The sequence below is a fragment of the Synechococcus sp. NOUM97013 genome, from assembly GCF_014279815.1.
In the GTDB taxonomy this organism is placed as follows: domain Bacteria; phylum Cyanobacteriota; class Cyanobacteriia; order PCC-6307; family Cyanobiaceae; genus Synechococcus_C.
Map to the genome: position 1 here is coordinate 1697914 of NZ_CP047941.1, position 21102 is coordinate 1719015.

Consider the following 21102-nt stretch of genomic DNA (forward strand, 5'->3'; position numbering starts at 1 on the left):
AACCTTGGGAACCTTTTCTCTTTAAACAAGTGTCGCCAGTGGTCGCACTCATGGACCTGAACATCTGGATGGTGGTGGGTTTTCTGCTCGCTGCCTATTCCGTGGTCGCCAACGACTCCCTGCAAACCCTCGGCACTTACATCTCATCGAACCGAGCACGCACGCCCAAGTGGATCCAGATGAGCTTCATCTGCGCCATCACACTTGTGGTGCTGGGATTGGGCTGGTGCATCAACAAGGGTGATCCCGCCTGGGGGCGCCTGGAGCACTTTCCCCTTCCTGAAACCTTCACCTGGGTGTACGTCCTGCCGCCGCTGGCTGTGCTGGCCCTGACAGCCTGGGGTGCCCCTGTCAGCACATCCTTCCTGGTGTTGACGTCCTTTGTGCCGGCCAACATCGGCAAACTGCTGCAAAGCTCGTTATCGGGCTACGTCCTGGCATTCGGGCTGGGGTGGATCGTCTGGTGGCTGGGCATGTGGATGCTGGAACGCTGGGTGTTCCAGCGGACTCGCGACCACCAAGAGTTCAACAGGATCTGGTACGGGCTTCAGTGGTGCTCAACCGGATTTCTCTGGAGCATGTGGATGGTCCAGGACCTGGCCAACATCTTTGTGTATCTGCCGCGCAGTCTGGGGATACTGCCGATGGTGCTCTGCACCGTGATTCTCTGCATCGGACTGTGCCTGCTGGTGGTCAGCGGCGGCGGACCGATTCAAGGAGTTCTGCGCAGCAAAACCAACATGGCTGATCTGCGCTCGGCAACCGTGATCGACTTCACGTTCGGGCTGTGCCTGCTGATCAAGGCCAGCTTGAGCAGCTTTCCGCTCAGCACCACCTGGGTCTTCCTGGGACTGATCGGCGGTCGAGAAGTCGCCCTGCGTTTCAAGGAACAGAGCCTCGATGAGGTGTTCACCAATCGGAAAGGTGGAGACCTCCGTCAGATCGTTGGCAACGACATCGGCAAAGCGTCAGTTGGTGTTCTGGTCAGCGTGTTGTTTGCCCTTGGGCTCCAACCACTGATCGCCTGGAGCAGCGGCTGAATCCCTGCGATCAAGCAGTCATGCCTGCTGCAAGGCCAGCTCAAGAGCCCGCCGACCACTGTCCACAGCCAAAAGCGCGGCAAGCCCTCTGAGCAGCCACGCCAAGGTGCCAGCGCGCACACTGTCGAGCCTGGAGGCCGTCCATTGGGCCGCCACAGCGGCGACAGCTCCGAGCAGCACACCCAGCATCCACTGCCCACGCCCTTCCTGAAGAAACTGAAGCGATGCAGCCGTGGCGGAACACGCCACCGCCAGCGTGCTCAAGCGGATGGCCTGACGAATCGGCACCGACAACCCGCTCACCATCAACGGCACCATCAACAGTCCACCGCCAAGGCCCAGCATTCCGCCGGCAAGACCTGCCACGCCACCCACCGCGGTCAGCCCGGCCAGCGGCAACGGCTGATCGTCAGATCTCTCAGTGTCACCACGATCACCGCGAATGGTGAACGCCAGCACCACGTAAAGCAGCGACTGCAGCGTCAACAGATGCCAGCCGGCCACCAGGCGTCCCAGCTGGCTGAACACCCAAGCGGTCAGGAAAGCCGCCAGACCGATGGCAAGAGCAGGCTTGAGCTGCAATGACCTGGAGCGAAGGTGGATGAAGCTGCCACCCAGCGCCGTTGGCACGATCGCGAACGTGCTGGTGGCCAGGGCCTGATGAGGACTGAGCCCCATCCAGAGCAGCAAAGGCGCGAAGATCAACCCACCTCCAATGCCAAGGAGGCCTGCCAGGGCTCCTGCCAGGAGGCCCAGAGGCACCGCCAGCAACACATCCGTCAAAGTCATCGCCGCCATGACGCAGCCTGCATCCTGCCGGTCCGAACAACGGAACAGCGGGCGCGTGGTGCCCACCCTTGTACTCGATGGTGCCGAGCAGATGGCGTTGGATGCCTTGCTGCTGGAAGGGTGCTGGAGGTCAGAGCAGCGATCCCCCGTGATTCGGTTTTATCAGTGGCGTCGCCCAACGCTCTCCCTGGGCCGGCATCTCCGTCGGATTCCTGACCGCTGGCATCAGCTTTCCCGTGATGGGCATGTGGCGCTGGTTCGACGTCCAAGTGGTGGTGGAGCTGTGTTGCACGCTGGCGGACTCACCTACGCCTTGATCTGGCCCGAGGCCCCACACCAACGTCAAGAGGCCTACGCAACCCTGAACAGCCGCATCCAGCGTGGATTCCAACAGCTCGGGGTCAACTTGAGCTCCGGTGCACATCCTCAGGACGCTGGCGAAGTCAACTGCTTTGCCCGCTCCACCCAGGCCGACCTCGTGGATGAGGACGGCAGCAAACGGATTGGCAGTGCCCAGTTCTGGCAACACGGTCACCTGCTTCAGCATGGGGAAATCCCGCTGACACCGCCAGTCAGCCTCTGGAGATCTCTCTTCGAAAGCCCACCACCGCAATGGCATCCCGAGCCCCCCTCAGTTCAGGACGTGGAACAAGCACTGATGCAGGCCTTGAGCCAGCAGTGGCCAGGATTGAAATGGATCACCCGTCCGATCAGCGCCGCCGAACGCGCTGATCTCCAAACCAGAGCCTCCCTCTATCGGCTGGAGGCATCCGCGCTTTGATCCACCAGGAGACCTGAAGACTGCATGCTCTTCACCACTTGGGCGAGGGGCATCCCGAAGGGATAGGTGTTGCTGCGACGGGCAGCGGTCAGCATCGCGTCGGGAAGTTTCACGGACAAACCTTTGAGCACAGCTTCTCCGAGATCACAGCGATCAAGGGTTCCACTAGGGAGACCTGCAGGACCCAGCACCAACAGACGGCCCTGTGCACTGGACTCCAGTGCAATCACCGCCTTCCACAGCGGAGCTGACTGCTGAATCGATGGCAGCCGGTCGAGGGGCTCCAGATGATCAGCGATGGTCTGTCGGTCCCACTGCTGAACAGGCAAATCCTTGAGCGGTTGATCGGTGATGAAACCGATCCAGCGCCCCCCGCGACACACCAGCACCCAGTCAGGAAGGCTCTGGTCACCGTCTTCACTGGCGCCAAGACGGAGTTTGCTGAGGCTGCGCAAGCTCTGATCGGCCTCCACCACACGAAAACGCCGCGCCGTGGCGGGTCCGACGGTTTCGCGCTTAAGCACCTGTTGAAGGGCCAGGGTCTGCGTCTGACTGCGCGAAGCACCCATCCCGAACCAGCCCAGAAGCATCAGCCAGAACCCTGAGAAGCCGCCGCCCCGCAACACAATCCAGAAGCCGAGCATGATCGCGAACAGCGACAGAAAACGTCCACTCGCGGTTGCCACCTGAATGCCACGGCGCTGACTTCCGGTCCACTGCCAGACAAGCGATTTGAGAATCAGGCCACCATCCAGCGGCAACCCGGGCAACAGATTGAAGATGGCCAGCACCAGGTTGAGCCAGCCCAGCTGAGCCAACAGATTTCCCAACAACGGATTGACGTGGTTGCCGGGATGGGAAACCACCAGCAGGATCAGCCCGAGAATCAGGCTGACCGCGGGTCCGGCGGCAGCGACGCGCAGCGACCCCATCGCCGTGGAGCATTCACGCTCCACCCGCGCCACTCCCCCCATCAGGAAAAGGGTGATGCTGCGCACCTTCACCCCTTCACGCAGGGCCACCAGCGAATGGCCCAATTCATGCAGCAGCACCGAAACAAACAGCAGCAGGGCGGTGAGCAGACCCATGAACCAACTGATCCAGACCGTGCCAGTGGCATCCGGCATGGTGCTGGCCACCTGCTGCTGAAACGCCATCGTGAACAGCACCAGAATGATGAACCAGCTGGGATGAACCCTGAGGGGGATCCCACCGATCCGCATCAATTGCCAGCCATCACCCACGTGCTTTTCCGGCGGGAGTGGCCGGTCTCGTTACCTCAATCCTAGAAAGGACCCCCAACAGCCTTCTCTTCATGGTCGACCAGGGCCTGTCCCTCAAGATTTGCGGTCTCACTGACAGCGATCAGGCTTGCGCGATCGCCGCCATGGGTGTGCAGGCCATCGGTGTGATCGGCGTTGCTGGAACACCACGATTCGTCGAGGCGGAACAGCGGCGGGCCATCTTTCAGCGCCTTGCCGTGGAGCATCCCTCCGTTCAACGGGTCTGGGTTGTGGCTGATCTCAGCGAAGAGGAACTGGGAACCAGCCTCGCAGGAGAGGGACAACCCTCTGTGATTCAGCTGCATGGCCAGGAATCACCGCATCTCTGCGAGCAACTGAGACGACGGTTCCCGCAGATTGCCTGGTGGAAAGCGCTGCGTTTGCGCGATGCACAGGATCTGAGCCGGCTTGACACCTACACCGATTGCGTGGATGCACTGCTGTTGGATGCCTGGAGTCCGAGCCAGCTGGGAGGCACTGGACACCGGCTGGATCCTGCCTGGCTGACGCAGGTCGATGAACGCATCCATGAAGCAACACCCTGGTGGCTCGCGGGTGGCGTCAGTGCTGAGTGGGTACCCACCCTGCTGCAACAGGTGCGCCCCTTTGGTCTGGATGCATCCAGTCGGTTGGAAGATCGCCCTGGCGTGAAGAATCTCGAATTAGTGAGGGATCTGGTAACTGCCGTGAAAGCTTTTCAGGCCACATCAACCCACTCGGACACTTGAATGCTCAATCCAGAGAACAGCAATTGATTGAACTCACCAACATGAGCGATCACTGTCCACTGGATTGGAGAAATCAGCAGGCGATCAGGTGCTGAGCAGCGCTTCCTGCTGACGCACCAGCTCAAAGAATTCCTGCTTGAGGCTGGGATCGTGGCGGAAGTCGCCACGCACCACCGAGTTCACCATGCTGGTTTGGGGCTCCTGCACTCCACGCCATTTCATGCAGTAGTGCTGAGCTTTGATAATGATGCCGAGACCTTGGGGCTCGCAGAGCTTTTCAATCTCATCGGCGAGGATCATCACCGCCTCCTCCTGGATGTGGGGACGGGAAAACACCCAATCAGCCACACGCGTGAACTTGGAAAGTCCGATCACCCGGGCACCAGGTTTGATCCCGATCCAGCAATTGCCCATGATCGGAACGAGGTGGTGGGAGCAGGCGGAACGAACCGTGATCGGTCCGACTGTGTAGATCTCATCCAGCTGCTTCACATTGGGAAAGCTGGCCACCTTGGGCTGCTGGTGATAACGACCCTTAAACACTTCTTGCAGATACATCTTGGCGACCCGCTCAGCCGTTTCGGCTGTGTTGTGGTCGTTGTCGATGTCGATGACCAGGCTCTGGAGCAGATCTCGCACCCTGTCAGCCACTTCAACCTGAAGCGTTTCAAGCTCACCGGGAAGCAGATGATCAGCAATGTTGTCGTTGGCGAAGAACGACACTCCGCGCTCGCGGAGGCGCTCACGAATCACCTCAGAAATCTTGGCCTCCGCGAACTGCAATTGACCATTGCTTGAAGGATTGGTGCTCAGAGAAGCGAAAGCAGCACCGTTGCCGTTACTGGAAGTAGGGAGTGTGGAAGTCATCTCTTTCAGAATTCAAAAGGCGCCGGTGGCTGGCATGAGAGTGAGGTCTTCAACGACCTGTGTGGCAGGTTGTTGAGCAAGATGAAGAAGTGCTTCAGCGGCCTGATTGACGGGCAGCATCGCACGCCGGTCGAAATCACTGCTGACTGTGGGTGAATCCCAGAGGGATGTGTCGACAGCCCCAAGGGTGAGCGTGCAGGCACGGATTCCGTGGGAACGCTCTTCCTCAGCGAGGCAACGGGTGAAACTGGCCAGAGCAGCCTTTACCGTGCAGTAAGCACCCCAGCCGGGGAAGGCATTGCGAGCAGCATGACTGCTGACGTTGATGACCAAACCCCCTGCAGGACGCATTGAGGGAACGACAGCCGCACACACTTGGAACACACTGGTGAGATTGAGCTGCATCAGCCAATTCCAGCGATCCAGAGGCATCTCCAGCAACTCCCCAGTCCAGGCCGCGCCAGCATTGTTGATCAACACCGATGGGCGAAGCCCCTGGCTGAGCAGCACTTCCAAGCCCGGCGCAATGGCCGAGGGATCAGTGAAATCGATGGATTGATGAATCACACGTGATCCACCTGATCGCAGCTCGGAGGCCAAAGATTGCAGAGCCGCTTCACTTCTGGACACCAGAAGCAGGTCCCAGCCTGCAGCAGCAAATGATTTTGCTGCTGCATGGCCTATACCACGCGATGCACCAGTAATCAGGACTGAGGGCAAGAAATCGGTGCAAACTGCAGCACACTAGTCAGCGAAGTCGCTCCCCGGCGAGGACCCATCCAGAAAACGCCCCATTGCTCGGAATTTCTGGTAGCGCTGATCTTTCAGCTCTTCAGCCGAGAGTGACAGCAGATGGTCGAGATGGCGGTTCAAAGCGACGCGCAGCGTTTCACCGGCCTCAAGAGGGGCCCAGTTGTTACCACCGGCAGGCTCCTCCAGCACTTCATCCACCACACCGAGGCTGAGCAGATCCTTACCAGTGATGCGGAGTGCAGCCGCGGCCTCGCTGGCTTTAGCGGCATCCCGCCAGAGAATCGATGCGCAAGCTTCAGGGCTGGCCACGGTGTAGACACTGTGCTCGAACATCAGCAATCGATCCGCCACGCCGATTCCGAGCGCCCCACCGGAGCCACCTTCACCGATCACCGTGGCGATGATCGGCACACGCAACCGGAACATTTCACGCAGGTTGACGGCAATGGCCTCTCCTTGTCCCTGCTCCTCAGCCAGAAGTCCGGCATAGGCACCCGGCGTGTCGATGAAGGCCAGAATTGGTAGGCCAAAGCGATCGGCATGCTCCATCAGCCGCAGGGCCTTGCGGTAGCCACCAGGGGTGGCCATCCCGAAATTGCGGGCCACGTTTTCCTTCGTGTCGCGTCCCTTTTGATGGCCGATCAACAGCACGGAACGGTCTCCCAGACGGCCAATCCCACCGATCAGGGCCTGGTCGTCACTGCCACGGCGATCGCCATGCAACTCGACCCAGTCGTCACAGAACATCTGGATGAAATCCAGCGTGCTGGGACGATGCGGGTGGCGCGCCACCTGAATTTTCTGCGCGGGTGTCAGCGACTGGAAGATCTCATCCCGACGCCGTGCGGCAAGGGTTTCCAGTTGAAGCAGCTGCTGGCTGACATCCACCTCGGAATCCCGTGCCAGCTGACGAATCTGCTCAATCTGCTGTTCGAGCTCAACCAGGGGCTTCTCGAAATCAAGCAGCGGGCGTCTGGCCATAGGAGAACGCGGAACGAAGGTCAGGCAGTGACAGCCTGAGGCTGCCCTTGGAGATTGAGGGTGGAGAAACCGTGGCGGACGGAAGCCTCCCCAATGAAATCCATCTTCTCAAGCGTGATGTTGTTGCGTCCCCAACTGAAGTTGGTGTGGCACTCCTCGAACTCGAGCAGCATCGCTTCAGCGAAGCAAGCAAACATCTGGCGCTGAGGTTTCTCCATTTCGGCGATTTCCATCATCGTCCAGCCAATGTCAGTGCCGAATTCGACGATGCCTCCCTTGAGCACGTGAACACCTTCACTGGCGACCTTGGCGTCCAGATTCTTGGGATAGCCACCGTCGATCATCAGGCAGGGCTTGCGCAGTGACGCGGCATCAATCTCAAGAGTGCGCGGCATGCTTGCCACCCAGACGACCACATCGGCTTCAGGGAGCGCTTCATCCAAGGTGAGAATTCGTCCGCCACCGAGCTCGGCCTGCAAATCCTTGAGCGGCTGCTGCTGGCGTGCAACCAGGAGCAGCTCACCCACACCCGTGCGGTTCGCTAGCCAGCGGCAAACAGCACTACCGATGTCACCGGTGGCACCGACCACAGCAACTTTGGCTTCAGCCAAATTGATGCCCAGCAGCGGTGCATTGTTCTCGACCTGACGGCTGATCACCCAGGCCGTATGGGTGTTGCCGGTGGTGAAACGCTCCCACTCCAGCGTTGTGCTGCGCACATGCTGGTGTTGAAGCAGGTTGAAATTTTCAAAAATGATGGAGGTGAAGCCGCCCAGAGCTGTGATGTTGATGCCCTTCTTCTGGGCCAGCTCCATGGCATTAAGCACCTTGCGTCTCGCCGTCTTGAAGCGGCTGAGCATTTCTGGCACGAAACAGGAATCGATGTAGGCGCCAGCAATGGTTTTCCCCGTGGCGCTCGTCACCTCGACATGCTCGACCAGCTGTGGTGGAGCACTGCACCACACATCCAAATCGCCTTCGGCGATGTGATCGAACCCAAGCTCAGAAGCTTTCCGCCTCGCCGCTTCAAAGCTTGTGGAGTGTCCGATCAGACCAAACATGTACCGCCGACGGTCGTACGTGAACGCATGGAACAGAACCTCACCACAAAGGTGGGCTGATCGATCATGGTCCCACGAAGGCACGTGTCCTGCAAAACGTGCCTGTGAAAAAACCGGACCTGATCGGCGCATCCAAGGCTGGAAACGCCCGGCAAATCAGACCGCTAGAGCGGCTGCAGCCATCCGGGCAATGTCACGGCTGGTGAAGCCGATTTCGCCAAGGGCTTCCTGATAAGCGATCAGGAAATCTTCGATCAGATCTTCCTTTTCCATGTGGAGAACAGCGGCATCTTCAGCCACCTGCTCAAGCATGGAGCGAATCAAGGGGAGATTGGCCTTGTTGGCCTCCATCAGCTCGTCCTTGCTGGCCTCGAAGTTGGCTTTGAGCCACTCCTGGCCATAGTTCAGATGTGTGTATTCGTCCTTAACCACACCCTCTGTGATCTTGCGGGCGAAGGGATCCGCGACAGGGATGTAGATGTGATACGCCGAAATCGCAAACGCTTCGATCAGCAGGGCCTGAATCAGCAGGCAAGTGACAACCTTGCCTTCCTTGAAAGCGGTCTGAAAGTTGCCGTGCAAAGGACCAAAGAATTCCTTGGCGAACGGAAGATCGGCTTCAACACCCAAATTTCGACCGCAGGAGGTGAAGCCTTTCATGTGCTTCATCTCCATCCGTGCGAGGCGCTTCAGCTCCTCAGCCTGGTCAGGAATCAACGTGCCGAGGGAGATGTAATTGTCGTGAGCCTCCTGCTCGCCCTCGATCACGATCGCGTTGATCCGGCTGTAGGCATCTTTGTAGGCCTCAGTCGTGAAATCGGGCAGCTGCTGAGCTGCTTCATCCCGCTCCTCCAGGACGGCGACGTCAGGGCTGACGGGAGTCGGCATGGATCTTTCCACAACAGTCAATGGGTCCGACTGTAACCAGTGCCACCGTCAATGGATGTTCCGATTGGTGATCCTCAGATACGACGGGGGTCCGCAAGGGGTGGCCAGGATGACTCCAATAAACGCGTGAACAGGGATTTCCAGTGCCGGATGAGCTGCGTTTGCAGCTGGCGGCCAAGGGCAATGTCGGCATCGCGACTGTCACCCACGACCCCGGATGCACTGAGATCAGCCGTGAACCACGCCATGGGCGCATGCCCCTCAAGACTCCAGCCCTCTGGGGGCGTTGAGGCGGCAGCAGCGCTCGAATGGTCCCCGTCTGCCGGTCGTTCACTGGCCACCAGCGAAGGTTCCATCGCGAGCATCAAGCTGGTCTCGGCCAGGCCTGCATGCAGGCCATGCTTCAGTTCATGGTCGGGCAGCAAATCACTGAGCCCGGAGACACCGCTCCAAATGAAACAGGGCAGCACAGCCATGGATGGAGATTGGGCCGCCAGTTCACGCGCCGCGGCCTGCAGCAGCCCGATCTGTCCGCCATGGGCGTTGAACAACACCAGTCGCTTCACCCCCTGTTCAGCCAGCTGACCACCCACCTGCTTGATCAGAGCGATCAGCAGCTCGGCACTCAGGCTGACGGTGCCGGGAAAACCGCGATGTTCCGGGGAAAAACCGATGGCCTGTGGGGGGAGAGACCAGAGCGGCAGGTCCTTCGGGAGCTCCCCCAAGACGGCATCAAGAATGCGCTCCGCGAACAGCGCATCCGTCGCTAAGGGCAACTGGGGGCCATGTTGTTCCATGGCACCAAAAGGCCAGACCACCGTTGAACCTTGGCGTTGAAGGGCCTTGGCCGCCTCAGGCCAGGGCATGAAATGCAGCCGTTTGGCTGTTTGAACTTCACCGGACTGCATCCTGAATCAACCTCCTGCTGTCAGACTGTCCTGCCAAGGACGATGGGTCCCATGGCCGGAACAGAACGTCAGATTTCCCGCCCGGATGGTGGCAAAGGTGCCACGTCTTCGGCGCAACCCCCCCGCAAACCGCTGCAGGTGATGCACATCAGCAAGCGCGAGGAACAGGAGCGCTTGCGCAAGGAGGCTGAACAGGCCAGGGCGGCTGCTGATGCTGCCGCTGCGCGAGCCGAAGAGCTGGAACAAGCTGCTCTGGCCGCAGAGGGTGGCAAGGCTGTGGCTCCCAAGGCACCATCCGCCCCCAGGGCACCCCAATCCCCAGCAGACCCAGCCGCAGGAGCACCCTTCAGGGACCCGGATGACGACGACCTGGCAGGCATGACCATGGCGGACCTGCTGGGTCCTGCCGACTCCAACCGTCAATCAAAACCGTCCAATGCTGCATCGGCCGCTGTCAGCCGCAGTGTGGACGACTTCGATTTCGACGAAGATGCATTTCTGGCGGCCTTGGACGCTAATGAGCCGGTGGGGACCACCGGAGAGGTGGTGACCGGCACCGTGATTGGGATGGAAAGCGACGGTGTGTATGTCGACATCGGCGGCAAGGCACCGGGCTTCATGCCCAAGAACGAGTGTGGCCTCGGCGTGATCACCAACCTGAAAGAACGGTTTCCGAAGGGGCTGGAAATCGAGGTTCTGGTGACACGCGAACAGAACGCAGACGGCATGGTCACCATCAGCTGTCGTGCCCTGGCATTGCGCAAGAGCTGGGACAAGGTGCGCGAATTGGAGAAAGAAGGCAAGGTGGTGCAGGTGAAGGTGACCGGTTTCAACCGCGGCGGTGTCACCTGCGATCTCGAGGGTTTGCGCGGCTTTATCCCCCGCTCTCAGTTGCAAGAGGGCGAGAACCATGAATCACTGGTGGGCAAAACCCTTGGGGTGGCCTTCCTTGAGGTCAACCCTGAAACGCGCAAATTGGTTCTCTCCGAGAAGCGCGCAGCCACGGCTGCCCGTTTCTCCGAACTGGAAGTCGGTCAGCTGGTGGAAGGCCACGTCGCTGCCATCAAGCCCTATGGGTTGTTCATTGACCTCGGTGGCATCAGTGGACTGCTGCACCAATCGGTGATCACCGGAGGCAGCCTGCGGTCCTTGCGTGAAGTGTTTGACCACGGCGATGCCGTGAAGGCCCTGATCACCGAACTCGATCCAGGCCGGGGTCGGATCGCACTCAACACGGCTCTTCTGGAGAATCAACCCGGTGAGCTGCTTGTTGAGAAAGACACAGTGATGGCCGAAGCGGCCGATCGTGCCAACAGAGCCCGTAACGTCCTCAGGCAGCAGGAACAGTCAGCTGGATGATCACAGCTCCGCAGTCCGCCGGTGATACCGGTGCCAAATCCGGGTCCGCACGCGAAGCGGACTGGGAACTGGATTTTTATTCCAGGCCGATCCTGGAAGCCGACGGCAAGAAGCGCTGGGAGCTGTTGATCATCAGCACCCCCGACATCAGCCACAGAGAATGCTTCCGATTCGCCAAGCGTTGTCCTGCCAATGAGGTGAATTCCACCTGGCTGGCAGCTGCCCTGCGTGAAGCGATTGCTCAGGCTGAAAACGAGGGCTGGAAAGCACCCCGACGTCTGCGGGCCTGGCGCAGTGCCATGCGAACGATGGTGCAGCGAGCAGCCACTGAACTGAAGCTGGAGATGGTGTCCAGCCGACGAACCTATGCCTTGTTGGACTGGCTTGAAGAGCGGGAAAAAACGGTGTACCCGCAAGAGGAGGGCTTTATGGCCGGACCACTGGCACCGCCTCCATCCCCGGTCGTAACACCTCCGCTTCCCCTACCTGAAGCGGTGCGGGGTGATGCCTGGAGCTGGGCTGGCCTTCCCTTGGGAAGCCTGAAAGACGCCGGTGAGTGGCCGATGGGCTTCAACGGACTGCTGCCGGTGCCTTCGGCTCTTGATCTGAACCAGCAAGTTCCCGGATTACGGCTGTTCAGTCGCACCCGGGCCCTGGCCCTGGCGGGATGGCTTGGCGGTCTTGAGCCTGTGCGACTGCGCGTCACTGCTAATCAGCTGATCCTCGACGCCGGTCAGGATGATTCCTGGCTGGTGAGTGATCTAGCTCCGCAGGAAGCCGGACAGATCGATGAAGCCCTGAAGCAGTCCTGCAAGGACGTGCAGGGACTGCAGTTCATCGCCATCCAGAGCGCACCAGACAGCGAAAGGTTCGAGGGCTTCTGGATGTTGCGGGATCAACCTGAGCCATGAGCCCCCTGCACGGGGCGCATGCTGACTTGGGCGACGATCCATTCGATCGACCTGACAGCCGGTTCAACACCCTCCAGGGGTGGAGCTGGATCGGTTGTTATGGCGGCTATTACCTGCAGGCCAATCACTTGCAGGAAGCTGGTTTTGAACATGGATTCTTCACCCGGCGCTGGCATGGTCGCGGTCCTGACGAACTGGCCGGGTATCTCTCTGCCGGAGTGAGTGTGCATCGCCCCCAGCAGGTGCACGGATCTGTTGTGCTGGAGGCTTCAGCAACAACCGGTGCGCCCTGGCCGGAGGCCGATGGTGTGGTGAGTGATCGCGGCGGCCAGAGCCTCTGGGTGTGCGGAGCCGACTGCACCCCGGTGCTTCTGGCGGATCCAGTCAGCGGTCATGCCGCGGCCTGCCATGCCGGCTGGCGCGGAGTCGCCCGTCGCATCCTGAATGAAGCGATCCTGAAGCTGGAACAACGAGGTGCACGCCGCGAGTCGCTCTTGGTGGCCCTGGGTCCTGCCATCAATGGGCAGCACTACCAGGTGGACGAAAACGTGGCGCTTGAAGTCGGCGCCTCACTGGACGGAACCCCCCGCACAATCGCTGACCTGGAAACCATGGAGGTCGTCAGTCCCGATCCAAAGGATGGCCACTGCCGCCTCGACATCCGAGCAGCCGCCAGGCTGCAGCTGCAGCATGCCGGCTTGGAGGACAGCAAGATCGCCACGTGTCCGTTATGCACGCTGAGTGAACCAAACCTGTTTCATTCCTGGCGCAGGGATCAGGTGAAAGCCGTGCAATGGAGCGGCATCGTTGGCCAGGCCGCGGAGTCAACGCTCAGCTGATGCAGCGGCCTTCGTTGCGAGAAGACGCAAGGCCACTGCTTCGGCTGCCCGAATGCCATCAATCGCAGCAGACAGAATTCCACCGGCGAAGCCAGCACCTTCACCGGCAGGGGTGAGTCCAGACACATTGAGCGACTCCAACTGCGCATCCCTCGGGATGCGCAGCGGCGAAGAGGTTCGCGTTTCAACTCCCGTCAACACAGCATCGGGATGGGCATAACCCGACATCTTGTTATCGAAGGCAGGCAGTGCCTCGCGCAGGGCCTCCACCATCGCTTCGGGGAGCAGATCAGCCAGATCAGACGGCGTCACCCCGGGCTGGTACGAAGGTTCGACGGAGCCAAGCCGTGTCGAAGGACGAGCGGCCACGAAGTCTTCGAGCCGCTGCACCGGTGCGCTGTAATCCTCGCCCCCAAGCCTGAACGCGTTGGATTCCAGTTCCCGTTGAAAGGCCAGACCGGCCAGCGGATCTCCTGACCACCGTTCATGGGGAATCAGATCGGCATCCAATACAGGCATCACCAACCCGCTGTTGGCATTGCGCTCATTGCGGGAATGCTGGCTCATGCCATTGGTGACCACACGGCCCGGTTCCGAGGTGGCACCGACCACGAAGCCACCGGGGCACATGCAGAAGCTGTAGACGCAACGGCCATTGCTGGCGTGATGCACCAGTTTGTATTCGGCAGCGCCCAGAAGAGGATGACCTGCACAATCGCCCCAACGGGCCCGATCAATCAACGACTGCGGATGCTCGATGCGCACGCCGATGGCAAACGGCTTCCGTTCAAGCGCCACCCCCGTCTCCTCAAGCATGGCGAACGTATCGCGAGCCGAATGACCAGGGGCGAGCACCACCTGGGCGCAGGCAAGCTCACTGCCATCGGCCATCTGCAGAGCCCGAATTCGCCAGGGCTTGCCAAGATCAGAGGTCGAAGGCTCCAGGAGCAGACGATCCACACGCGCTCCGAAGCGCACCTCCCCCCCTAGGGCTTCGATCTTGGCCCGCAGGCCCCGCACGACCGTTGCCAGCTTGAACGTGCCGATGTGAGGCCGATGCAGGGTGAGGATTTCGCGATTGGCACCGCACTCCACCAGTTCCTCGAGCACCTTCCGTCCGTAATGGACCGGGTCACTGACCTGGCTGTACAGCTTGCCGTCGGAGAAGGTGCCGGCACCCCCTTCGCCGAACTGAGCATTGGATTCCGGCTGGAAGTCTGAGGTCCGCCTCCAGAAGCCGAACGTGTCGAGGCTGCGCTGTTTGACGGGTTGTCCCCGTTCCAGCAGCAGCGGTCGAAAACCCATCTGGGCGAGCAACAGCGCTGCGAAATAACCGCAGGGACCGGCACCGATCACCACAGGACGCGCTGGATCTTCACCGTCCTGGAGCGATGAAGCGCGGGCCACAAAGCGATAGCGCTCATCCGGCGCCAGGCGGATGCGACGGTCTGAAGCACGGCGGCGCAACAGTGCCTTCTCGCCGCGCACGTTCACATCCACGCTGTAGATCAAACGGATGCGATCGCGGCGACGGGCATCAATGCTCCGTTTCACCAGATGTTGTGAAATCAGCCGCTCACGGGGAACGCGCAGACAGCGGAGTACTGCCTGCTCCAGATCTTCATCCGTGTGATCAAGATCAAGCCGTAGCTCGCTGATGCGCAGCACGCGCTATCTCCCATCGGACCCCTCAGAAAACCTTACCGGCCGGACATCAGCCGGGTGGAAGCCTCACCGGAAGGCGCTTGTCCAGGGCGCTGACTGAGATCACTGGCGGCACCCATCAGCCGCACCGAGTCACCACTGAGGCGAGCCGCAACCGCATCACAAAGGGACGCCGGCTCCTGATCAGGGTCAAGCCAAGCCAAGGGATGTCGGGTGCCCTCCACTGACACAGGTGATGGGGCCAACGACGCAAGGGTGAGCATGCGAGCGGTGTCATAACCGGAGGCCGCCAGCAGGTCAGGGGTCTGACCGCGTTCGGCCAGGAAACGCTCCTGAAATCCAGACCAGGCTGGACCATGGGCCGGCTGCTCCAAGACGAGCTGTTTCCAGGAACGCATCGGCAGATCCTGGACACGATGTGACGGCAGCATCCAGACCCAGGCGCGGGCCGTGGGTGTGACGCCCAGGGCGCCCTTCGCCTGCGCATCCGCCAGCTGCAGCGCCAGGGGACTTTCAGGAGAAGTCGCCAACACAAGGGCATCCGGACCTTTCCAGGTCAGATCCTGAAACAAACGCTCCAGAGCCACAGGATTCTCCGGATCCACCGTTTGCACCAGGGGGTCCTCAAAGGACTCCACCCGGCCTCCCAGCCGCTGGTACATCTCCACAAAATCCTCTGCCTGATCGGCACTGCGATCGGAGGGATCTGCCACCACCATCACCCGTTTCCATCCCTGAGCAAGGGCATCGGAAGCCAGCTGCTCGAGGTCGTCCTGAAGAGGGCTCAGCACGGGATGGAGGCGGCCCTCAGGATCCAGTTCGACCAGGCTGGCCAGCGACTCACCGCGTTGATAAGGGAGCACCACACCCAGCTTCTGGTCCTGTGCCAGGGAGGAGAACCCACGCAGGTCGGCAGCAAACGGGGCCACCAGCAGTGCTGTCTCCGGCCCGGTCGACAACGGAACTCCTTGATCGCTCTTGAAGGTCTGCCAATCAACGGCCACCGGATCCACACCGCAGTCCCTTGCCTCCTCTTGGCCGAGCTGGAAGCCACTCAGAAACGACGCCTTCGCTCCTGACAGCCCATCCGGCAACAACCCGACCACAGCCGATGGTGATGTGGAACTGGCAGCCAGCGCCTGACAACCGATCATCGTCGCCGCAATCACTGCGGCAGAACGCAACACCTGAGTGGGAAGACGGCGGATGAACCCAGCTGGATCAGCTCCAACCGCGGAATCTGATTCTTCGTTGCTGCTGACCCTGGATTCAGCCTCAGGGTTGGGGTCCATGGCGTCGGAACCTGATTCTCGAAAGCTAAGGAGACTGATCGGGTTCGTCTGTGTTTGTCACAGAATCGGTGGAGCCACCTTGAAACACCAAGGCCAGCAGACCAGCAGACAGCAGCAGGCCACCGATCGTGAGGGCCAATGAACGGTTGTCCGATGCGGCATCAGCCCAGAAGGCTGTGCTCAAAAACGCTGATCCCAGAAGCACGCACGGGACCATGACAACCCCGGATGCAATGCGATTGCGCGCCATCTCAGGATTCGGAACAGGTGGATTGAGCCAAACCCTCCTGGATCAGGGCTGCTCCAAGATCCAGTTCATCACCCAGAGGCGTCACCCGGGCAATGAGCACGCCTTCAGAGGAGCCTTCGGGGCGAAGGTTGACGCGACGGCGGCGGGGCAGTTCTGCGCGCAGCCAGTCTTGAGCGCGTTGCTGATCATCGACAGCCACATCCACACAAGCCAGTTGAACCGTGTAGTTGCGATTGCGGTCACCGACCTGCAGCAACGTGGCGGAACGCACCTGTAGCACCTCGGCCGCAAGGGATTCGAGCGGTTGAACCAGCAACAGCGTCAAGCCGAGGATCACACCGAACAGAAAACGGAGTCTCACTGGCCTGCAACGCTGGAGGACGAGGATCCAAGATCCTGGAAGGCCAGCTCCGGATGGGCGGGCAGACCGACCATCTGTGCGTTGCTGCAGCCGGGCGGAACCATGGGATAGCAGTTCTCACCACGGCGCACGCGCACATCAATCAGGGTCGGATTGGGAGACGCGAAGGCCTTCTCCAGCCCGCTGTGCAGGTCCGCACGATCAACAATCGTCATTCCCTCCACTCCGAATGCCTGGGCCAGAGCCTGAAAATCAGGCATTCCGTTGTGCATATCCGAAGCGGAGTAGCGCTCCTCATAGAAGCTTTCCTGCCACTGACGCACCATCCCCTGCCATTGGTTGTTGACGACCACCACCTTCACCGGCAAGCGGTACTGAGCCAGGGTTCCTAGTTCCTGGATGTTCATAAGCACGCTGGCATCGCCAGCAATGCAGACCACCTGACGATCGGGGCATGCCACCTGGGCACCAAGCGCCGCAGGCACGCCGAATCCCATGGTGCCCAGACCAGCACTGCTGATCCAGCCGCGAGGCCCATTGCGCAGATACTGGGCGGCCCACATCTGATGCTGACCCACATCGGTGGTGGCGATCGCGCCAGGAGCCAGATCACGAACGGCCATCAACACCTCTTGGGGATAGATGGCGCCCTCTGCAGGCGGAACCGTCAGTGGGTAACGCTGCTTCCATTCCCGGATGCGTTCCAGCCAGTTGGCCGTGCGGGGTTCAGGGGAACGCCGCAGGCTGAGATCGACCATGGCCGACAAGCTGGCTCCCACATCACCGAGCACGGCGACTTCAGGACGACGGTTCTTGCCGATTTCAGCGGGATCGATCTCGAAATGGATCACCCGGGCCCGGGGGGCGAAGGTGTCGAGCTTGCCGGTGACCCGGTCGTCAAAGCGAGCGCCGACCGCGATGAGAAGGTCGCAGTCGGTGACGGCGAAGTTGGCATAAGCCGTGCCATGCATCCCCAGCATGCCCAGAGCCAGAGCATGGTTCTCATCAAATGCCCCCTTGCCCATGAGGGTTGTGGTGACAGGGATTTGATAGCGCTCTGCCAACAGGCGAATGCTGTCGTGCGCTGACGCGGCGATTGCACCACCCCCCACATAAAGCAGAGGGCGATCCGACTCGGCGATCAGGTCGAGTGCCGCCTCGATCGACTGGGGATCAGGCGACGGTGTGGAGGCGAACCCTGCTGGCACCACGGAGCCTGGCTCCACTGGCACATAGTCGAATTCCTCCTGACCCACATCCTTGGGGATATCGATCAGAACCGGCCCTGGGCGGCCTGAAGCCGCGATATGAAACGCCTGGGCAACGACCGAAGCGAGATCAGCAGGATTACGCACCACCCAGGAGTGCTTCACAATCGGAAGGGTGATGCCGAAGATGTCGGTTTCCTGGAATGCATCGGTACCGATGGCCGTTCGCGGCACCTGTCCGGTGATCACCACCATCGGCACGGAATCCATCTGAGCGGTGGCGATTCCCGTCACCAGATTGGTGGCACCGGGCCCGGATGTTCCAAAACAGACGCCGACACGTCCCGTGGCGCGGGCGTAGGCGTCAGCAGCGTGCGTTCCGCCTTGCTCATGACGCACGAGGTAGTGACGCAGCCAGCCTTCGCTCTCGGCGACATGCAGCGCGTCATAAATCGGCAGGATGGCGCCACCCGGGTAGCCGAAGATCGTCTCCACCCCATGGCGACGCAGTGCATCCATCAGGGCCTGGGCCCCGGTCATGCGCCGGCTGCCACCACTGCCTGACGCTGCATCGGCTTTTGGAGCGGAGGTCAGCGTCACAGCGTTGTCACGGAGAACTGACCCTCCACGTTAGGTGGCCATACGCCGTCGTGAAGGCGATCAGAGCAGACCCAGGGCATGCAGAGGACCCTGACCACTGATCAGTTCCAACAGGAAAGCCGAGAAACCCAGCATGGCCAGACGGCCATTCCACACTTCGGAGCTGTTGTTCCACCCCCATTCCCACTTCTCCTGGGGATAGAGCTTCACCTTGGTAGGCAGTTCAGCCGCAGCATCAAGGCTTACCTCTGGTCCCTGGAGGCTGGTTTCCACAAGATCGGCGAGGCCTTCGATGAAAGCGGGATAGGTGTCGAGGGCGCGCACCCGCCGAAAATTGACGACACCAGCCTCGGTGGCCAGCTCGCGGTACTCGATGTCGATTTCCTCGAGAGTTTCGATGTGCTCACTCACGAAACTGATCGGCACCACCACCAGATCGTTGGTTTTGGCTTTGCCGAGTTCTTCGAGTGCTTCCTCGGTATAGGGCTTAAGCCACTCCACCGGACCCACGCGGCTCTGGTAAGCCAGCGTATGGGGATTGCCATGCCCCATCAGCTCTTCGAGCTTCTTCATGATCAGGCCAGTGCAGGCCTCGATCTCCTGCTGATAAGGGTCACCAGCCTCCTCCACATAGCTTTTCGGAACCCCGTGAGCACTGAAGAACACATGGGCCTGGTTGGGGTCGTCGCTGTTGCGAACCTCCTCAGCAATCAACTCGGCCATGGCCTGGACATACCCGGGATGGTCGAACCAACTGCGAATGCAGCGGATCGGCAGCTTTTCAAAACTGCTGTCGCCTTGGCGCAAGCGCTGCAGCTCTCGGAAACTGGATCCACTGGTGCTGATAGAAAAGTGGGGGTAGAGAGGCAACACCACCACCTCATCCATCCCATCCGCCTTGATGTCGGAAACAGCAGATTCTGTGAAGGGATGCCAGTAGCGCATGGCCACATAACTCGTGGCCTCGATTCCCCGTTGGCGAAGCAGGCTCTGCAGTTCGCGGGCCTGCTGCTCGGTGATTCGTCGCAACGGTGAACCACCGCCGATGGAGCGATAGGCCTCCTGGGATTTACCGCTTCGCAGCGTGCTGATCAACCAGGCCAGCGGCTTCTGCAGCGCTGGGATCGGCAGTCGGATGATCTCCGGATCTGCAAACAGATTGAAGAGAAAAGGACCGACATCCTGAATGCGCTCAGGCCCACCGAGATTGAGCAGCACGACACCGACCCGAGACATGTCCGAAACCGATTTCAGGGGTTGAGAGTAACCCCCATCAAAGGCATGGTGGGCCAGGCCTGAACGAAAGGATGGAACAAAGCGACGCGTTCGAAGTAGCAAAAGGAAACGCGAATGCTTCGCTGGCTGCATCGGGCGTGGGGCTGAGGATTGAACGGCGCGGGATGCGCCTGAACCTGCGCGGTTCACTACCAGGTCGTCGTGCGCCTGAGCGACGATCCGTGCAACGCCTGAGCCTGGGCGTTGCAGCCGATGCACAAGGGCTGCTGGAAGCCGAACAAATCGCCCGGGTGATCGACGGGCAGTTGAAGCGCGACCAGTTCCGTTGGGAGCAATGGAATGCCGCAACACACAGCGCGACGCCGACAACGGCCCTGTCGGACCGTCGAGGGGAGGTTCCGATGAACGATCAGATCGAAGCGTTCCGTGCGGCATTTTTCGCCGATCCACGCCGACGACGCTCCCCCTCCGGCAGTCGCACGACCTGGGCGGGGGCTTACAACCCCTATTTGCGCAGGCTCAGAAGCCTGGCCAGCCAGGACGCAGAAGGGATCAGCAGCGATTTGCTGATGAAAGCGCTGCACAGCTATCCCGATGGCAGTCGCAGTCGTCAGCAATGCAGCACAGCCCTTGCAAGCCTGGCCAAACATCTCAACATCGACCTGCCAGATGACTGGCGAGCGGAAGCCGCGGGCTATGGCTTGCATCGCGCCCGGTTTCGTCAGCTTCCGAGCGACAGCCTGATCCTGGAATCGCTGCTGAGAATTCCGAACCCGCGTTGGCGGCTGGCCTATGGACTAATGGCGACCTATGGCCTCCGCAACCACGAGGTGTTTTTCTGCGACCTCAGCGCCCTCGGCAGCGGTGGCGACCGAGTGATCCGCGTGCTCCCGACAACCAAAACCGGTGAACATCAGGTGTGGCCCTTTCATCCCGAGTGGGTGGAGCGCTTCGATCTCACAAGGCTGGGCAACGCCTCGGATGCTTTGCCATGCATCAGCACGGATCTGCGCCGAACCACGCTTCAACAGGTGGGACGCCGTGTGAGCGAGCAGTTTCGGCGCTATGAGCTGCCGCTCACTCCCTACGACCTCCGCCATGCCTGGGCCGTCCGCACGATCCACATCGGGCTGCCCGACACGGTGTCCGCTCGGATGATGGGGCACTCGGTGGCAATCCACACCCGCACGTACCACCACTGGATTACCCGCCGGGATCAGCAGCAAGCCGTGGATGCAGCGCTGGCTCGTCATCAGGCCTGAGGGCAAGCCGACGGGCCAAGCGAGCCCCAGCCGTGGCCGC

21 protein-coding genes are annotated in these 21102 nt (G+C 60.7%); 7 read left to right on the forward strand and 14 right to left on the reverse strand.

The genetic code is table 11. The annotated features are described in order from the left end of the window. The first annotated feature begins 50 nt into the window (after positions 1–50). Positions 51–1040, forward strand: a complete 990-nt coding sequence (locus tag SynNOUM97013_RS09250; RefSeq protein WP_186479473.1) for a hypothetical protein — start codon at positions 51–53, stop codon at positions 1038–1040. An 18-nt stretch (positions 1041–1058) separates the two neighbouring features. Here SynNOUM97013_RS09250 and SynNOUM97013_RS09255 read toward each other — a convergent pair whose 3' ends face one another. After that, the gene (locus tag SynNOUM97013_RS09255; protein ID WP_186479474.1) at positions 1059–1829 is read right to left on the reverse strand and encodes a sulfite exporter TauE/SafE family protein; all 771 of its coding nucleotides are present in this window, start codon (positions 1827–1829) and stop codon (positions 1059–1061) included. 7 nt (positions 1830–1836) lie between these two features. On the opposite strand from SynNOUM97013_RS09255, the gene SynNOUM97013_RS09260 reads away from it, so the two are divergent. Beyond that, positions 1837–2610, forward strand: coding sequence for a lipoate--protein ligase family protein (locus SynNOUM97013_RS09260; protein WP_186479475.1), 774 nt, complete (start codon positions 1837–1839; stop codon positions 2608–2610). Here the strand turns inward: SynNOUM97013_RS09260 and SynNOUM97013_RS09265 are convergent. Next, entirely contained in the window at positions 2583–3854 is a 1272-nt protein-coding gene (locus tag SynNOUM97013_RS09265; RefSeq protein ID WP_186479476.1) for a site-2 protease family protein, read from the reverse strand. The two genes, SynNOUM97013_RS09260 and SynNOUM97013_RS09265, sit on opposite strands and share 28 nt — an antisense overlap. Before the next feature lie 71 nt (positions 3855–3925). On the opposite strand from SynNOUM97013_RS09265, the gene SynNOUM97013_RS09270 reads away from it, so the two are divergent. Further along, positions 3926–4621: a phosphoribosylanthranilate isomerase gene (locus SynNOUM97013_RS09270; protein ID WP_186479477.1), complete on the forward strand. Its 696-nt coding sequence runs from the start codon at positions 3926–3928 to the stop codon at positions 4619–4621. A gap of 84 nt (positions 4622–4705) precedes the next feature. On the opposite strand, the gene folE is transcribed toward SynNOUM97013_RS09270, so the two are convergent. The 6 genes from folE to SynNOUM97013_RS09300 form a co-directional block, all read right to left on the reverse strand. Further along, on the reverse strand, positions 4706–5488 hold the full coding sequence (gene folE, locus SynNOUM97013_RS09275) for a GTP cyclohydrolase I (protein WP_186479478.1): 783 nt from the start codon (positions 5486–5488) through the stop codon (positions 4706–4708). A 12-nt stretch (positions 5489–5500) separates the two neighbouring features. Further along, positions 5501–6208 (reverse strand): SDR family oxidoreductase, encoded by a 708-nt coding sequence (locus SynNOUM97013_RS09280; protein ID WP_186479479.1) that lies wholly within the window; start codon positions 6206–6208, stop codon positions 5501–5503. Positions 6209–6232: 24 nt separating this feature from the next. Continuing rightward, the gene (locus SynNOUM97013_RS09285) at positions 6233–7222 is read right to left on the reverse strand and encodes an acetyl-CoA carboxylase carboxyltransferase subunit alpha (protein ID WP_186479480.1); all 990 of its coding nucleotides are present in this window, start codon (positions 7220–7222) and stop codon (positions 6233–6235) included. Between the two features lie 20 nt (positions 7223–7242). Beyond that, positions 7243–8283, reverse strand: a complete 1041-nt coding sequence (locus SynNOUM97013_RS09290; RefSeq protein ID WP_186479481.1) for a long-chain acyl-[acyl-carrier-protein] reductase — start codon at positions 8281–8283, stop codon at positions 7243–7245. Between the two features lie 156 nt (positions 8284–8439). Continuing rightward, positions 8440–9171 carry an aldehyde oxygenase (deformylating) gene (locus SynNOUM97013_RS09295; RefSeq protein ID WP_186479482.1) on the reverse strand — a complete coding sequence of 244 codons (732 nt, stop codon included), beginning with the start codon at positions 9169–9171 and terminating at the stop codon, positions 8440–8442. A gap of 74 nt (positions 9172–9245) precedes the next feature. After that, positions 9246–10079, reverse strand: coding sequence for a creatininase family protein (locus tag SynNOUM97013_RS09300; protein ID WP_186479483.1), 834 nt, complete (start codon positions 10077–10079; stop codon positions 9246–9248). A 51-nt stretch (positions 10080–10130) separates the two neighbouring features. On the opposite strand from SynNOUM97013_RS09300, the gene SynNOUM97013_RS09305 reads away from it, so the two are divergent. Genes SynNOUM97013_RS09305 through pgeF form a run of 3 tightly spaced genes read left to right on the forward strand, consistent with a single transcriptional unit; the run spans position 10131 to position 13188 of the window. Continuing rightward, positions 10131–11438, forward strand: a complete 1308-nt coding sequence (locus tag SynNOUM97013_RS09305) for a S1 RNA-binding domain-containing protein (protein ID WP_186479484.1) — start codon at positions 10131–10133, stop codon at positions 11436–11438. After that, positions 11435–12349: a Tab2/Atab2 family RNA-binding protein gene (locus tag SynNOUM97013_RS09310; protein WP_186479485.1), complete on the forward strand. Its 915-nt coding sequence runs from the start codon at positions 11435–11437 to the stop codon at positions 12347–12349. The genes SynNOUM97013_RS09305 and SynNOUM97013_RS09310 overlap by 4 nt, the downstream gene beginning before the upstream one ends. Further along, the gene (pgeF, locus tag SynNOUM97013_RS09315; RefSeq protein WP_186479486.1) at positions 12346–13188 is read left to right on the forward strand and encodes a peptidoglycan editing factor PgeF; all 843 of its coding nucleotides are present in this window, start codon (positions 12346–12348) and stop codon (positions 13186–13188) included. Before SynNOUM97013_RS09310 ends, pgeF begins: the two co-directional genes overlap by 4 nt. On the opposite strand, the gene SynNOUM97013_RS09320 is transcribed toward pgeF, so the two are convergent. The 6 genes from SynNOUM97013_RS09320 to hemH are packed head-to-tail and all read right to left on the reverse strand — an operon-like array spanning position 13174 to position 19800. Next, the gene (locus tag SynNOUM97013_RS09320; protein ID WP_186479487.1) at positions 13174–14856 is read right to left on the reverse strand and encodes an NAD(P)/FAD-dependent oxidoreductase; all 1683 of its coding nucleotides are present in this window, start codon (positions 14854–14856) and stop codon (positions 13174–13176) included. The genes pgeF and SynNOUM97013_RS09320 overlap by 15 nt on opposite strands. Positions 14857–14888: 32 nt before the next feature. Further along, the gene (locus SynNOUM97013_RS09325) at positions 14889–16145 is read right to left on the reverse strand and encodes an ABC transporter substrate-binding protein (RefSeq protein WP_186479488.1); all 1257 of its coding nucleotides are present in this window, start codon (positions 16143–16145) and stop codon (positions 14889–14891) included. A gap of 25 nt (positions 16146–16170) precedes the next feature. Next, complete coding sequence (locus SynNOUM97013_RS09330) at positions 16171–16395, reverse strand: GIVxVP protein (protein WP_186479489.1); 225 nt, start codon at positions 16393–16395, stop codon at positions 16171–16173. A gap of 1 nt (position 16396) precedes the next feature. Continuing rightward, positions 16397–16756, reverse strand: a complete 360-nt coding sequence (locus SynNOUM97013_RS09335) for a nuclease (protein WP_186479490.1) — start codon at positions 16754–16756, stop codon at positions 16397–16399. Next, positions 16753–18564: a biosynthetic-type acetolactate synthase large subunit gene (gene ilvB / locus SynNOUM97013_RS09340; RefSeq protein ID WP_186479491.1), complete on the reverse strand. Its 1812-nt coding sequence runs from the start codon at positions 18562–18564 to the stop codon at positions 16753–16755. Before ilvB ends, SynNOUM97013_RS09335 begins: the two co-directional genes overlap by 4 nt. 60 nt (positions 18565–18624) lie before the next feature. Next, positions 18625–19800 carry a ferrochelatase gene (gene hemH / locus SynNOUM97013_RS09345; protein ID WP_186479492.1) on the reverse strand — a complete coding sequence of 392 codons (1176 nt, stop codon included), beginning with the start codon at positions 19798–19800 and terminating at the stop codon, positions 18625–18627. A 71-nt stretch (positions 19801–19871) separates the two neighbouring features. On the opposite strand from hemH, the gene SynNOUM97013_RS09350 reads away from it, so the two are divergent. Beyond that, positions 19872–21062, forward strand: a complete 1191-nt coding sequence (locus tag SynNOUM97013_RS09350; RefSeq protein ID WP_186479493.1) for a site-specific integrase — start codon at positions 19872–19874, stop codon at positions 21060–21062. Positions 21063–21102: the final 40 nt, after the last annotated feature.

Coding starts and splice junctions, on each gene's coding strand:
- SynNOUM97013_RS09250 (WP_186479473.1), top strand. CDS start 51: ATGGACCTGAACATCTGGATGGTGGTGGGTTTTCTGCTCGCTGCCTAT.
- SynNOUM97013_RS09255 (WP_186479474.1), bottom strand. CDS start 1,829: ATGACTTTGACGGATGTGTTGCTGGCGGTGCCTCTGGGCCTCCTGGCA.
- SynNOUM97013_RS09260 (WP_186479475.1), top strand. CDS start 1,837: ATGACGCAGCCTGCATCCTGCCGGTCCGAACAACGGAACAGCGGGCGC.
- SynNOUM97013_RS09270 (WP_186479477.1), top strand. CDS start 3,926: ATGGTCGACCAGGGCCTGTCCCTCAAGATTTGCGGTCTCACTGACAGC.
- folE (WP_186479478.1), bottom strand. CDS start 5,488: ATGACTTCCACACTCCCTACTTCCAGTAACGGCAACGGTGCTGCTTTC.
- SynNOUM97013_RS09285 (WP_186479480.1), bottom strand. CDS start 7,222: ATGGCCAGACGCCCGCTGCTTGATTTCGAGAAGCCCCTGGTTGAGCTC.
- SynNOUM97013_RS09290 (WP_186479481.1), bottom strand. CDS start 8,283: ATGTTTGGTCTGATCGGACACTCCACAAGCTTTGAAGCGGCGAGGCGG.
- SynNOUM97013_RS09295 (WP_186479482.1), bottom strand. CDS start 9,171: ATGCCGACTCCCGTCAGCCCTGACGTCGCCGTCCTGGAGGAGCGGGAT.
- SynNOUM97013_RS09300 (WP_186479483.1), bottom strand. CDS start 10,079: ATGCAGTCCGGTGAAGTTCAAACAGCCAAACGGCTGCATTTCATGCCC.
- SynNOUM97013_RS09305 (WP_186479484.1), top strand. CDS start 10,131: ATGGCCGGAACAGAACGTCAGATTTCCCGCCCGGATGGTGGCAAAGGT.
- SynNOUM97013_RS09310 (WP_186479485.1), top strand. CDS start 11,435: ATGATCACAGCTCCGCAGTCCGCCGGTGATACCGGTGCCAAATCCGGG.
- pgeF (WP_186479486.1), top strand. CDS start 12,346: ATGAGCCCCCTGCACGGGGCGCATGCTGACTTGGGCGACGATCCATTC.
- SynNOUM97013_RS09325 (WP_186479488.1), bottom strand. CDS start 16,145: ATGGACCCCAACCCTGAGGCTGAATCCAGGGTCAGCAGCAACGAAGAA.
- SynNOUM97013_RS09330 (WP_186479489.1), bottom strand. CDS start 16,395: ATGGCGCGCAATCGCATTGCATCCGGGGTTGTCATGGTCCCGTGCGTG.
- hemH (WP_186479492.1), bottom strand. CDS start 19,800: ATGTCTCGGGTCGGTGTCGTGCTGCTCAATCTCGGTGGGCCTGAGCGC.
- SynNOUM97013_RS09350 (WP_186479493.1), top strand. CDS start 19,872: ATGGAACAAAGCGACGCGTTCGAAGTAGCAAAAGGAAACGCGAATGCT.